Annotated in this window: 9 protein-coding genes; 6 read left to right on the top strand and 3 right to left on the bottom strand. The window is 58.7% G+C overall.

The genetic code is table 11. The features are described 5' to 3' along the window. The first annotated feature begins 23 nt into the window (after positions 1-23). From FB472_RS01340 to FB472_RS01330, 3 genes are all read left to right on the top strand, one after another. Complete coding sequence (locus FB472_RS01340) at positions 24-3,428, top strand: pyruvate carboxylase (RefSeq protein ID WP_141989330.1); 3,405 nt, start codon at positions 24-26, stop codon at positions 3,426-3,428. A gap of 104 nt (positions 3,429-3,532) precedes the next feature. Continuing rightward, positions 3,533-4,855: a MinD/ParA family ATP-binding protein gene (locus tag FB472_RS01335; protein WP_141989329.1), complete on the top strand. Its 1,323-nt coding sequence runs from the start codon at positions 3,533-3,535 to the stop codon at positions 4,853-4,855. Positions 4,856-4,859: 4 nt separating this feature from the next. Continuing rightward, positions 4,860-5,351 carry a peptide deformylase gene (locus FB472_RS01330; RefSeq protein ID WP_141989328.1) on the top strand — a complete coding sequence of 164 codons (492 nt, stop codon included), beginning with the start codon at positions 4,860-4,862 and terminating at the stop codon, positions 5,349-5,351. Positions 5,352-5,441: 90 nt separating this feature from the next. On the opposite strand, the gene FB472_RS01325 is transcribed toward FB472_RS01330, so the two are convergent. After that, complete coding sequence (locus tag FB472_RS01325) at positions 5,442-7,268, bottom strand: AMP-dependent synthetase/ligase (RefSeq protein WP_141989327.1); 1,827 nt, start codon at positions 7,266-7,268, stop codon at positions 5,442-5,444. A gap of 194 nt (positions 7,269-7,462) precedes the next feature. Here FB472_RS01325 and FB472_RS01320 point away from each other — a divergent pair, with 194 nt between their 5' ends. Next, entirely contained in the window at positions 7,463-8,158 is a 696-nt protein-coding gene (locus FB472_RS01320) for a lysophospholipid acyltransferase family protein (RefSeq protein WP_141989326.1), read from the top strand. A gap of 84 nt (positions 8,159-8,242) precedes the next feature. Then, on the top strand, positions 8,243-9,613 hold the full coding sequence (locus tag FB472_RS01315; RefSeq protein ID WP_141989325.1) for a class II 3-deoxy-7-phosphoheptulonate synthase: 1,371 nt from the start codon (positions 8,243-8,245) through the stop codon (positions 9,611-9,613). Between the two features lie 70 nt (positions 9,614-9,683). Here the strand turns inward: FB472_RS01315 and pknB are convergent, their stop codons facing one another. Continuing rightward, positions 9,684-11,663: a Stk1 family PASTA domain-containing Ser/Thr kinase gene (gene pknB, locus FB472_RS01310; protein ID WP_342775534.1), complete on the bottom strand. Its 1,980-nt coding sequence runs from the start codon at positions 11,661-11,663 to the stop codon at positions 9,684-9,686. Between the two features lie 55 nt (positions 11,664-11,718). Then, the gene (locus tag FB472_RS01305) at positions 11,719-13,209 is read right to left on the bottom strand and encodes a LysM peptidoglycan-binding domain-containing protein (RefSeq protein WP_246078005.1); all 1,491 of its coding nucleotides are present in this window, start codon (positions 13,207-13,209) and stop codon (positions 11,719-11,721) included. 203 nt (positions 13,210-13,412) lie between these two features. Between FB472_RS01305 and FB472_RS01300 the strand changes: the two genes are divergently transcribed. Continuing rightward, positions 13,413-13,754, top strand: a complete 342-nt coding sequence (locus tag FB472_RS01300; protein WP_141989323.1) for an Rv2175c family DNA-binding protein — start codon at positions 13,413-13,415, stop codon at positions 13,752-13,754. Positions 13,755-13,760: the final 6 nt, after the last annotated feature.

Raw genomic sequence — 13,760 nt, 5'->3', positions numbered from 1 at the left:
TGGCTTTTGTCAGGAAGGACCGAATGTTCACGAAGATTCTCGTTGCCAACCGAGGTGAGATCGCGATCCGCGCAATGCGTGCGGCCGTCGAACTCGGCGCAAGAACTGTTGCCGTTTTTCCCTACGAGGATCGAAATTCGGTTCACCGGCTGAAGGCCGACGAGGCGTACCTAATTGGTGAAGAGGGGCATCCTGTTCGTGCCTACTTGGACGTTTCGGAAATTATTCGTGTCGCAAAAGAGTCGGGCGCTGACGCCATCTACCCTGGCTATGGTTTTCTGTCTGAGAATCCCGAGCTCGCTCATGCGGCTGCGGCTGCAGGAATAGCCTTCATCGGCCCGCCCACTAAGGTGCTCGAGATGGCTGGTAACAAGGTCACTGCCAAAGAGCACGCCATCGCTGCGGGAGTTCCCGTGCTCAAGTCCACCCCAGCCAGCACCGATGTGGATGCACTTCTTGTCGCTGCCGATGAGATCGGTTTTCCGATTTTCGCGAAGGCTGTTGCCGGTGGTGGCGGTCGCGGAATGCGCCGCGTTGAGAAAAAGGAAGATCTTCGTGACGCACTCGTCGCCGCGATGCGCGAAGCCGAAAGTGCATTCGGTGACCCGACGATGTTCCTGGAGCAAGCAGTTGTGCGCCCACGCCACATTGAGGTGCAGATCCTTGCCGACTCGCACGGCAACACCATTCACTTGTTTGAGCGCGATTGCTCGGTTCAGCGTCGGCACCAGAAAGTGGTCGAGATCGCCCCTGCGCCGAATCTCGACGAGAACACTCGTCAGGCGATGTACCGCGACGCAATAGCGTTTGCCAAGTCGATCGACTACGTCAACGCTGGCACGGTCGAGTTTTTGCTCGACACTGTGGGGGAGCGTAAGGGCGAGCACGTCTTCATTGAGATGAACCCGCGGATTCAGGTGGAGCACACCGTCACTGAAGAGGTCACCGATGTTGATCTTGTTCAGTCGCAGATGCGAATTGCGTTTGGCGAATCACTCGAAGAGTTGGGCTTGCGTCAAGAGGAGCTCACACTGCGCGGAGCGGCGCTGCAGTGCCGCATCACGACAGAAGACCCAGCCAGCGGGTTTCGGCCTGACACGGGTAAAATAACTACATACCGCTCGCCAGGTGGTGCCGGCATACGTTTGGATGGTGGAACGGTTTCTGCTGGTGCGCAGATTTCTCCCCACTTCGACTCCATGCTCGTGAAGATGACGTGCCGTGGCCGAGACTTCGCGTCGGCTGTGCGCCGCGCACGCCGTGGACTCGCAGAGTTCCGCCTTCGCGGCGTGACTACAAACATCCCCTTCCTTCAGGGTGTGCTCGACGACCCAGAGTTCATCGCCGGAGACCTGAGCACCGCATTCATCGATGAGCGCCCCTGGCTGGTGAACTCGCATCGCTCCAAAGACCGTGGAACAAAGATCCTCACCTGGTTGGCCGAAATCACCGTGAATCAGCCCAACGGCGACGGCGCGGGAATCATCAACCCCCAGTTGAAGCTTCCCGCGGTCGATCTTTCAGTCGAGGCGCCCGCGGGTTCGCGCCAGCGACTCCTTGAGCTTGGCCCGGCCGGTTTCGCTTCGGCGCTGCGCGAGCAGAAGGCGCTGGCCGTAACAGAAACGACGTTCCGAGATGCACACCAGTCGCTCTTAGCGACGCGCGTGCGCACTCGCGATCTGGTTGCTGTGATGCCTCACGTCGCGCGACTCACCCCCCAGCTGCTTTCGGTTGAGGCGTGGGGTGGGGCCACCTATGACGTCGCACTGCGTTTCTTGGCGGAAGATCCTTGGGAGCGCCTCGCGTCGATGCGCGAAGCTCTGCCGAATGTTGCTATCCAAATGCTGCTTCGTGGCCGCAATACCGTCGGCTACACCCCGTATCCGACCGAAGTGACCGATGCTTTTGTCCACGAGGCTGCAGACACCGGCGTAGATATTTTCCGCATCTTTGACGCCCTCAACGATGTTTCGCAGATGCGCCCCGCGATCGACGCCGTACTCAATACCGGTACCGCCGTCGCTGAGGTCGGGCTCTGCTACACCGGCGATTTACTTGATCCCAAAGAAGATCTGTACACGCTCGACTACTACCTCAGGCTTGCCGATCAGATCATGGCGAGCGGAGCCCACATTCTCGCCATCAAGGACATGGCAGGACTTCTCCGGGCAGAGGCCGCAGAAACACTAGTTTCGGCGCTTCGTGAGCGTTTTGACGCCCCCGTGCACGTGCATACGCACGACACTGCCGGGGGACAGTTGGCGACACTGCTGGCTGCCTCGCGTGCGGGTGCGGACGCTGTGGATGTCGCTAGCGCTCCGATGGCAGGAACAACAAGCCAGCCATCGATGTCGGCCCTCATTGCCTCCCTCGCGCACACCGAACGTGACACCGGAATTTCGCTCGATGCTGTGTCGGATCTTGAACCGTACTGGGAGGCGGTGCGCCACACCTATGCGCCGTTCGAGTCGGGGCTTCCTGGCCCGACCGGTCGGGTCTACCACCACGAAATTCCGGGTGGCCAGCTTTCCAATCTTCGGCAACAGGCGATCGCGCTGGGCCTCGCTGACCAGTTCGAAACGATCGAAAATCTGTACGCCGCGGCCAACAAGATGCTTGGTCGTCCGCCAAAGGTTACGCCGTCGTCCAAAGTGGTTGGCGATCTTGCGCTAGCTTTGGCCGCGGCAAATGCTGACCCTGCTGACTTTGAAGAGAACCCAGAGAAGTACGACATCCCTGATTCTGTTATCGGTTTCATGGCGGGGGAGCTGGGCGAACTTCCCGGCGGCTGGCCAGAACCGTTCCGTTCCAAGGTGCTGAAGGGCCGCAACGTCAAGATTGGCGTTGAAGCAATTAGCGTTGACGACCAGGCGGCTCTCGACGGGGAATCCAGTGAACGCCGTACCGCTCTCAATAGGCTGCTTTTTGCCGGTCCGACTCAGATCTTTGAAAAAGCGCGCGAAGCGTACGGTGATCTTTCTGCGCTTGCCAGTACCGACTACCTTTACGGTCTGCAGCAAGGAAAAGAACACGTCGTTGAAATTGAGAAAGGCGTTCAACTCTTCGTTGGTCTCGAGGCGATCGGTGAGGCAGATGAGAAGGGCATGCGCACCGTTATGGCCACGCTCAATGGTCAATTGCGTCCGGTATTCGTCCGGGATCTCGGCATCGCGGTCGATTCGATCTCAGCAGAGAAGGCGGATTCGTCGAAGCCGGGCCATGTCGCGGCACCCTTCTCGGGTGTGGTGACTCTCCAGGTTGAAGAGGGTGTCAAGGTCGAGGCGGGCCAACCGGTGGCCTCGATTGAGGCGATGAAGATGGAAGCAGCGATTACCGCGTCGGTCGCAGGCACGGTCAAACGCCTCGCGATCCCTCAGACGCAGCAGGTGGATGCCGGTGATCTCTTGGTCGAGATCGAGCCCAGTTGAGCCTGATTTATCGGTAATAGCCGTGTCCGCCGCTTGGGCGAAGGTCACAGTTACCTCGCTTACGCGGTAGAGTGTCGTGTTTGCTTTCTGAAAGGGATCAACCAGTGTCTACTGAGCGTGATGAATCTGATGTGCAGTCGTCTGCTGACGACGAAAATTTTACTGCCGATTACGACTCGAAGGAGTCGACGGTTGAAGTGGCACCAAGCAGCGAAAGCGTCACTTTTACGCTTTCTTTACCGACGCAGGTTCGGGCGACTCCAGAGCACGAGGCTGCCGTCTCGATCGATGATGTTGCGGTAACCGCACACCACGTGGATCCGGCTGCATTGGCCACAACGTCTTTTGCTTTTGCGCCGGCAGCGATTGCCACCACTCCGACTGAAGCTGCCTCCGGGGCTGCCCCTATTCCTGAGCTCCCACCGGTCGACCGTCCGACGACTCGTCGCGGTCGCCAGCGCATCGACGTCCGTCCCGCGCCGGAGACTGCGACGATGCTCACTGCCGAGCGTCTCATCAACCAGGGCAAGAAGAATCGCCGACCTGCACCAGAAGGCTTCCTCCAACAGATTCTTTATGCGCTGACGTTCCACTTGGTCAATGTGGGCGACTCATATTCTGTGCGCGAACGCAAAGCGCTGGAGGCGCGCATTACTAAGACGTTCTCGGGTGGCACCCGATTCGTCCCGGTGCTCACGCGCAAGGGTGGTGTCGGTAAGACGACAATCACGGCCCTGCTGGGTATGGCATTGGCGGACACTCGCGAAGACCGAATTATTGCCATCGACGCTAACCCCGACCGCGGAACGCTCGCCGAGCGCATCGATAAGCAGACTCGTGCAACGGTGCGCGATGTTGTGATGCGTTCGGAGTCGCTTCATACGTTCAGCGAGTTCCAGACCGTTGTGTCGCGCGATGAAACCCGACTTGACGTTCTAGCGTCAGACACAGATCCGCACGTTTCTGAGGCTTTTGACGAGAACGATTACAACATCGTTGCCGACATGGCGGAACGGTTTTACTCTGTTGCAATCACCGACTGTGGCACCGGAATCGTGCACTCGGTGATGCGTGCCACGCTCCAGCGAGCGGATTCGATTGTCATCGTTTCTGGCGGCAGTGTCGATGAGGCAAGGCTGGCATCCGAGACTCTCACCTGGCTTGAGTCCAATGGTCACGCAGATCTCGTCAAGAATGCTGTTGTTGCGCTCAACACGGCAACTCAGGGCACCAATCTGGTCAAACTCGAAGAGATCGAGGCGCACTTTAAATCGCGTGTGCGCGAGGTCGTTCGCGTTCCGTACGACGCGAGTCTTGCTACTGGCTCGGTGGTGCACTACCGCGACCTCAACAAGATCACCAAGAATGCTGCACGCGAACTCGCAGCAGTGGTCATGGATGGCCTTGACGAGGTTCGGACCGACTGACCCGATGGCTGTTCGTGCGATTCGGCTTTTTGGCGATCCTGTACTCCGGTCCGCTTGCGACCCGATTATGGTCGGAGATCCGCGCGCCACGGCGCTTATCGGTGATCTCATGGACACCGTTCAGGAGCCCGGCCGGGCGGGATTAGCGGCCAATCAGATTGGCGTCGGTCTACGGGCTTTCAGCTATAACATTGATGGCGAAATTGGTTACGTCATCAATCCCGTCCTTGCAGAAGTATCCGGAGAACCGGAGCTTGTTGATGAGGGTTGCCTGTCGGTACCGGGGTTCTATTTTCTGCGTCGGCGATACCCCTTCGCTCGTGTAACCGGCGTTGATCTCACGGGCGAGGCGGTCGAGCTCAGCGGTGACGGTGTAATGGCTCAGGCGCTCCAGCATGAAACAGACCACCTTGATGGGCATCTCTACATTGAGGGCCTTGAGCCCGAGACTAAGCGCGAAGCTATGCGCGCCATCCGCGCAGCTCCGTGGTACTAACCTGCAAGAACAATTCTTGGTCAATCACGCAACCCCCGCCGTGTTCGCACGCAGCGGGGGTTTCGTGATTGGAGAGAAATTGCTGAGGCTTTAGTGCTTCAGCGAGATTCCTTCAGTCGACGGAGAGTTTGAGTACATGCCCTCAATGACGTCGGCAAAATCGGCCAGAATCACCGTGCGCTTGATGCTCATCTTTGGCGTGAGGTGCCCACTGGCTTCTGTGAGGTCGGCGTCGAGGATATGGAACTTACGAATCGACTCCGCACGCGAGACTCGGGCGTTGCCGACATCGATCGCTCGCTGCACTTCGGCAAGCACTGCCGGGTGTTGGCCGGCCTGCTGCAACGTCCAGGTTGCATCGAGACCATTGTTATTTAGCCAGACGGGAAGCATCTCCTCGTCCAGGGTGACGAGCGCCGAAATGAATGGGCGCCCCTCTCCTACGGCAATGACTTGGCCGATGATCGGGTTAGCGCGGATCGGATCTTCGAGCGCGGCGGGGGCGACGTTTTTGCCGCCGGACGTAACGATGATCTCTTTTTTGCGGCCGGTGATCTCGAGGTAGCCGTCTTCATCGAATTTGCCGATGTCGCCGGTCTTGAACCATTCGCCGTCAAATACTTCATCGGTGGCTTCTTGGTTGTTCCAGTAGCCGTCGAATACGCAGACGCCCTTGGCTTGAATCTCGCCATCTTCTGCAATTCGAACGGAGACGCCCGGGAGTGGGGGACCGACCTTGCCGATTTTGAAGTTGGATGGTTTGTTCACCGAGATTGGTGCAGTGGTTTCGGTGAGACCGTAGCCTTCGAGAATCGTCAGTCCCAGGCTGCGATAGAAGTGTCCAAGACGCAGACCCAGCGGCGCGGAGCCTGACACGGCGTACTCGACTCGCCCTCCCAGGGCTGCACGAATCTTCGAAAGAACAAGTCGATCAAAGAGTGCGAACTGAATCTTGAGACCAAGCGGGACGTGCCCAGCATCCACTGCCTTGGAGTGCGCGATTGCCACGTCGGCGGCCTTGCGGAAGATTTTGCCTTTTCCGCCAGCTTCCGCTTTCTGCTCTGATGAGTTGTACACCTTCTCGAACACGCGAGGCACAGCCAAGAGGAACGTCGGCTTGAACGACGCCATTGAGGGCAGCAGCAGTTTGGTATCGGGCTGGTGGCCGACTTTCACTCCACCGTGGATGCACAGAATCGAAATGAAGCGCGCAAAGATGTGAGCTGTTGTAATAAACAGCAGCGTGCTCGACTCGGGGTTAACAACCTCGGGAATAGCCTTCTGCGAGTTGCGGCAGAGCTCTACGAAGTTGGAGTGCGTCAAGATGCAGCCCTTGGGCTTGCCGGTGGTCCCCGAGGTGTAAATGAGGGTTGCGAGGTCAGAACCCTTCGCGATGTTGCGACGGCGTTCAATTTCTTCTTCGGGAACATCGGTTCCTGCGGCGGAGAGCTTGTCGATGTCGCCGAGGTCGATCTGCCACGCGTGCGCAACATCGGGAACATCCGCGCGAATCTCATCAAAGCGTGCGAAATGTTCAGGCGTCTCCGTGATGATGGCGATAGCACCCGAGTCAGCGAGATTCCACTGGATTTGCGAGGGGGAACTGGTCTCATAGATGGGAACGAGCACTGCGCCGGCAAACCAGGTCGCGAAGTCGATGAGCGTCCACTCGTAGCGGGTCTTGCACATCAACCCGATTTTATCGCCGGGGTGAATGCCGGCCGCGACCAATCCTTTGGAGACAGACTTCACCTGAGCTAAGAACTCGGCAGAGGTGACATCACTCCAGCCGCCATCGGCGGTAGGTAGCGAGAACAGCGCCTTGTTTGGTGTAGCCGCAACACGATCGATCAGGAGATCGGTGGCGTTCGCTTCGGGGTCGGCCTCAATGAGGGCTGGTACATCAAACTGTTTCACGGCAACTCCTTTGGCACCGGTATGGTGGTCATCCCACTCTAGCTAGGTCGAGTCGATCTAGCCACGACGGCATCCATCGACGACGGCATCTATCCACGCTCGCGGCGGTGCTGGCGCACATCTGCCGCTGTTTGTGGGGTATGTTCTGCTGCGCGATAAGGTAGAAACTCGCGCGAGCAGGAAAACGAGGCACCATGTTCTATTGGTTCATGAAGAATCTGGTCGCTGGCCCCATTCTCAAAACGGTTTTTCGGCCGTGGGTTTCCGGCCTCGAGAACCTGCCACGTAAGGGTGGAGTAATTCTCGCAAGTAACCACCTGTCTTTTATTGACTCAGTGTTCCTACCCTTGGTCATGGATCGACGTATTTTCTTCCTAGCTAAGAGCGACTATTTCACTGGTCGGGGTATTCGTGGCTGGTTGTCGCGTGCCTTCTTCAATGGCACGGGGATGCTTCCGATCGATCGGTCGGGCGGTAAAGCTTCGGAAGCCTCGCTGAATACGGGCCTAGCAGTTCTCGCGCGCGGCGAGGTTCTCGGTATTTATCCCGAAGGCACGAGAAGTCCCGACGGAAAGATGTACCGGGGCCGCACGGGCGTTGCGCGCATGATCCTTGAGGGGCACGTTCCGGTTGTTCCGGTTGCGATGATTGACACCGAGAAGGTGATGCCGATTGGCACCAAGATCCCTCGGATGGGTCGAATTGGAATTGTCTTTGGTGAACCTCTCGACTTCAGCCGTTTTGAGGGCATGGAAGGTGACCGTTTCATCCTGCGGTCAATCACTGACGAAATCATGTATGAGCTCAACCGCATAAGCGGACAGGAGTATGTGGATGTCTACGCGACATCGGTCAAGGAGCGTGCGGCTCCAGCCCGTCGTGCTCAGTGAAAAAAGGCTCCCGGTTCAGCCGGTAGGCTCGTAACGGGGCATAAGCCCAGCCATTTTCGCAGTAAATGTAAGAAGGAATTCCCTGTGGTCGACCCGTCAGAACCCGTGGTACTTGCCGATCCAGCCGTGATTGCCGGTTTAGACAACTGGCGCACGCTTCCCATCAAGCAGCAACCGAGCTGGTTGGATGCCGATGCTGTCGGTGAGGCGTCAAGCAAGATCGCTTCTCTTCCGCCGCTGGTATTCGCCGGTGAGGTTGATCGCCTGCGCACGCGTCTGGCGCGTGCAGCTCAGGGCGAAGCATTCCTGTTGCAGGGCGGCGACTGTGCCGAAACTTTCGCTGGGGCCACGGCTCAGAAGATCAGCGATCGCGTTAAAACAATCCTGCAAATGGCCGTTGTGCTTACGTACGGAGCCTCGAAGCCGATCGTCAAGATGGGCCGCATGGCAGGCCAGTTTGCCAAACCCCGCTCCAGCGATTTTGAGACGCGGGGAGACGTCACCCTCCCGGCCTACCGCGGCGACATCGTCAACGGGTTTGACTTCACACCGGAGTCACGCGCTGCTGATCCCGCACGCCTGGTTGAGGGATACCACACGGCGGCATCCACCCTGAATCTTATTCGGGCGTTCACGCAGGGTGGTTTTGCGGACCTCCGCCAAGTGCATTCATGGAACAGGGGATTTGCGGCGAACCCCGCAAATCGTCAGTACGAGAGTCTTGCCAAGGAAATTGACAAGGCGGTGCGTTTCATGGAGGCGGCCGGCGCTGACTTCGATGAGCTCAAGCGCACCGAATTCTACTCGAGCCATGAAGGCTTGCTGATGGACTACGAGCGGCCGATGACGCGCATTGATTCGCGCACAGGAACGCCCTACAACACGAGCGCGCACTTTTTGTGGATCGGGGAGCGCACTCGCGACCTCGATGGTGCTCACATCGACTACTTCTCTCGTCTGCGCAACCCCATTGGTGTGAAGCTCGGCCCAACGACCACCCCCGAGACGATGAAACAACTCATTGAAAAGCTCGACCCTGAACGGGAGCCCGGTCGACTCACGTTCATTACGCGCATGGGTGCCGGCAAGGTGCGCGACGCCCTTCCACCGCTTCTTGAAGCGATTAAAGAAGTGGATGCCACACCGCTGTGGGTAACGGACCCCATGCACGGAAACGGTCTCACTACGCCCACCGGATACAAGACGCGCCGGTTCGATGACGTGGTTGATGAAGTTAAGGGATTCTTCGAGGCACACAGCGCAGCGGGAACGTACCCCGGCGGCATCCACATCGAGCTCACCGGCGACGATGTCACCGAGTGCTTAGGCGGTTCGGAGCAGATTGATGAGGCCACACTGGCTACGCGTTACGAGTCGCTGTGCGACCCACGCCTCAACCACATGCAATCGCTGGAGTTAGCGTTTCTCGTCGCCGAGGAACTCCGCTCTTTTTAGACGAATTGCGGCTCGCCAGATCGATGCCGTGATGGCCGTGATGGCCGTGCTGGCGAGCTGTTGGCGGCGATCAGTCTTGTCTCAGTCCGTAGATCGTGACTTCTGAGCCGCGCTTCAGCATTTCCCCTGCCTCGGGTTCTTGGTCGAGCACCTCTGCCGCGAACGTTCCCCACAAGCCCTGGGGAAGATCAGTTTGTACGGTCACGACGAACTCCAGTGACTCAAGTTCGTTGATGGCGTCCGAGATTCTGTCCCCGACAACATCGGGTACCTGAATCAGGTCGGGGCCGCGAGAGATGATCAGGGTCGCGGTGTCACCCTCGCGGAAGGTGCGACCGTTTCCTTCGCCGTCAACCTCGCGGTCGATTCCGACCACCGTTCCCTCTTCACAGTCGCTGAATACTTCCTTGCCGGGTGCAGTATTCAGCCCCACACCGGCGAGGATCTGCGACGCCTCGTCGGTGGTTCTGCACGCGATGTCTGGCAGGGGACCAGAGGAGATGATGAGGGCGACGTTTTGTAGCTCACCATAGGTCTCCAGACCAACGATCGAAGTCTCGTCGGCGCCGAGCGCATCGATCACGAGCCCCGCAGCAATGTCTGGGTCGAACTGCTTGATGACCGGTTCCACGAGCGTGAATGGTGCTGCCGCTATCGCGTCACGCGCCTCTTGTTCCGTCATGCCGACGAAGGCGGGCACAGCAATGGGTTGCGGACCGGTGGAGATCAGCAGCGTGACTGTTGAGCCGTTCGGCACCGCAGAACCAACTTCGGGCGTCGAGTTGGCAACTAGATCGACGGCGACTACCGGATCGGACGTTGCGCCCAGCTCGTCGCTGACCTCGAGTCCGAGCGACTCCAAGATTGCTCGTGCCTCTTCTGGAGTGGAACTCTGGATGCTTTCGGGAATCGTCACTTGGGAGCCGGGACCAGCACCAAAATACCAACCGGCGCCCGCTGCGCCACCAACCAGTAGCACGATGAGCGCGAGCAGCCACCACCCGCGTGACTTTCGCTTGGTTGCTTGGGTGGAGAGCGTTGTGGTGTTTTCTGAGACCTGAGCGGGAGCGGGGGGAGCCACCTGCTGCAGTTCGGAACCAAAGATATGAGTTTCGGCAGTGGAGCCTAAAGATTCTGCCGCGGGTGCGCTGGGCAAGACCATTGTGCGCTGCACTGCGGTGGATGCTGTCGGCGGTAGCGCTGTCATCAGCGAGCTGTGCGTTTGGTAGAGCTGATCAAGCAGCGCCCGAGCATCGCGTGGGCGATCATCCGGTTCGCGCGCCGTCGCCCATAACACGAGGTCATCGAGTTCGGCGGGCACGCGATGGTTCGCGGAGCTGGGGCTGGGAACTGAATCGTTTGCGTGTTGATACGCGATCTGCATGGGCTGTTCGCCAGTGAAGGGCTGCTCGCCAACGAGCATTTCGTACATCATTATTCCGACGGCGTAGATGTCGCTGCGCGTGTCGGCGACGCCCCGCGTGACGAGTTCAGGAGAGAGGTACGCGATCGTGCCGAGTAGTGCTGCTCCGGTTGCGGTGTTTGTACTGGCGGCACGGGCGAGCCCGAAGTCGCCGATCTTGATACGACCGTCATCCGCGAGCAGCACATTTTCTGGTTTAAGGTCGCGGTGAACGATGCCTGCCTTGTGCGCTGCAGCGAGGCCGGCGAGGACAGCCTCCATGATGTCGAGCGTTTGCTCCGTGGTGAGGATGCGGTGCTCGAGCAGCAGATCACGCAGCGTTATCCCCGGCAGATATTCCATGACGAGATAGGCCATATCGCTGTCTTGGCCCTGGTCAAAGACGTTGACAACGTTGGGATGCGCGAGCCGTGCCGATGACCGTGCTTCTTGAACGAAGCGCTCTTTGAACTTACTGTCGTCGGCGAGGTGACCGTGCATGATCTTGATGGCGACCTTGCGTTCAAGCCGCAAATCGGTTGCCAAGTATACCGTCGCCATACCGCCGCGGGCAATGCGCGATCGGATCTGATATCGACCGTCAAGAAGACGCCCGATCATCGGATCCGTACTGTTCGCACTCACCATGCGAGTCTAAAGTTCCGAGCGTGAAGAGTGCCGCTAGACACGGCTGTTCGGACGCTTAGCCGAGTTGTTGTAGCCACGAACGGGCAGATGTCTCCCACTTTGCGTAGGCGTTGGGGTGTCCCGAAATCTGCACTGCTTGTGCCGCGCGCGTCAGGCTCATGTTTTGCCAACCTGAGATCTCAAGAAGTCCCCGTGTCTTGCCCTTATTTGGGTTGCTCGGTCCGCCATAGAAAAGCCGCGCCGAGTGCGATGGTGTCGTGAGCTGCTCAATTGTTCCCCACCCCGAACTTGGTCGCTGCTGGAAGAGTCCTACAGAGTCGCGGTCACCCCAGTTGAGATTTCGCAAACTTGACTCCTGCATGGCAGTGGCGAGAGCAATCGTTATTCCGTAGTCGGAGACTCCGAGGTCGCGGCCCACTTGGATGATGACCTGAGCATTGGTGCGCATTTCTGCCGTGAGGTAGGTCACGCTGCCACCGCTACTGGCAGGAGCTGAGCTCGGTGACGGAATCGTTAGTGTGTCGCCAATGTAAATCATGCTTGAGTGGCTGAGACCGTTGGCGTCGAGTAGTGCCTGTGTGGAGAGTCCGAGGCGCTGAGCAATTGCCGAGATCGTGTCGCCGGAAACGACGAGGTAGCTGCTTCCACCGAGGGGCGCCGGTGCGGGAGCTGGCGCAGGTGCCGGTGCGGCGTCTTCGGGTTCCACTGGCGGTTGTCCAGGTTCCGCAGCAGCATCTGCGGGGTCTGGCTCGCTCGTTGCGCTGTCGGTTTGCGGCGCGGTGCGGGTGTCAGGGGCTGAATCCGGGTCGCTAGCCCTTGCGCCATCGCCATCGCCGTCTTCGGTAGTGAAGTCGGACTCTTGCGTGTCATCACTGGGAGTGCTGAGGTTGCCAGGAATCACTATCGTTTGACCCGGATAGATGATGCTCGACCAGCCCAGCCCGTTGGCTGACATCACGGAGATTGTCGAGACGCCAAATTTGTTTGCGATTCCGCTGATCGTGTCACCGGCGACGATGGTGTACTCGCCGTTAGTCGTTTTGGTGTGGTTCACGCTCGGCAGTGCTGCTGCTGATCCTTTGGTGAGCTTGAGCTCTTGGCCAGGAAAGATCATCGACGACCAGCTGAGCCCATTGAGGGCGAGAACGGATGCAGTGGAAAGTCCGTAGCGGGACGCTACGTCGCTGACGGTGTCGCCTTCCCGCACTGTGTATGCGGCGGGCGCCGGACTCAGGACGGTCGCTGTTGTCTGGCTCACCGATGCGGGAACGGTTCCGGTCGGCTTGTTGGCGTGCTCGGTTGAGAGCCGCGGGTCATTCGGTGTCTTGGCGTTGACAGGTTCGACGGGTCCGGTGAGGTTGAATGTCGCGGCCGCAAGCGAGCCGACCAAGATTACGGGAACCGTATTCATAAAGGTGCGGTTCATTCGTGCTCGTTGCTGGGTGAGGCGGCCCATGCGCTCACTGTTGTCGACTGCTGCCGGAACAAGCCCAGCAAAAACTTTATTCGCGACACTGTCTGTGTCATCGAAAGTGAAATGTGTCATAACGCTCTTCCTGCTCCCGGCCCCGAGGAGGTGTCTGTGACCACCTAAATCAGGGCTCAAATCTGTCACAGAAGCAATCTACTGTCAACTAGTGTGATAGATGTGGCTAATGTGACTGGTGTTATCTAAAAGCGCGAACCAATTGTTGGTTCCTCCCGCGCGAACTGTCAGGTTCTTCCCATGCGTCGTGGCACTCTTAATGGGTGACCGAATTATCAGCCACCAACTGGCTCACCATTAACGACCTGACCGCGCAACTAGGCCTGAAGGTTAGTCAAGTCCGTCGTCTCATCGAAGAGGGTGCATTGCTCGCCAGCAAAATCGATGGCGTATGGCAGGTTCCAGAGGTCTTCATTACCGATGGCGCTCCGCTGCGCGAGCTCAAGGGAACCGTCGTCGTGCTGCGCGATGCTGGCTTCAGCGCTGGGGAATCGATGAACTGGCTGCTGAGCAGCGAACCGAGTTTGGGTGTGCCGCCGATCGAAGCCCTTCGGGCGGGAAGAAAAGCAGAAGTACGACGCGTCGCTCAGGCGCTCGGCTTCTAACGTTCG

The sequence above is a fragment of the Rhodoglobus vestalii genome (genome assembly GCF_006788895.1).
Classification (GTDB): domain Bacteria; phylum Actinomycetota; class Actinomycetes; order Actinomycetales; family Microbacteriaceae; genus Rhodoglobus; species Rhodoglobus vestalii.
Note: the sequence above shows the minus strand (reverse complement) of the source record. Positions and strands in the feature narration are given on the sequence as shown.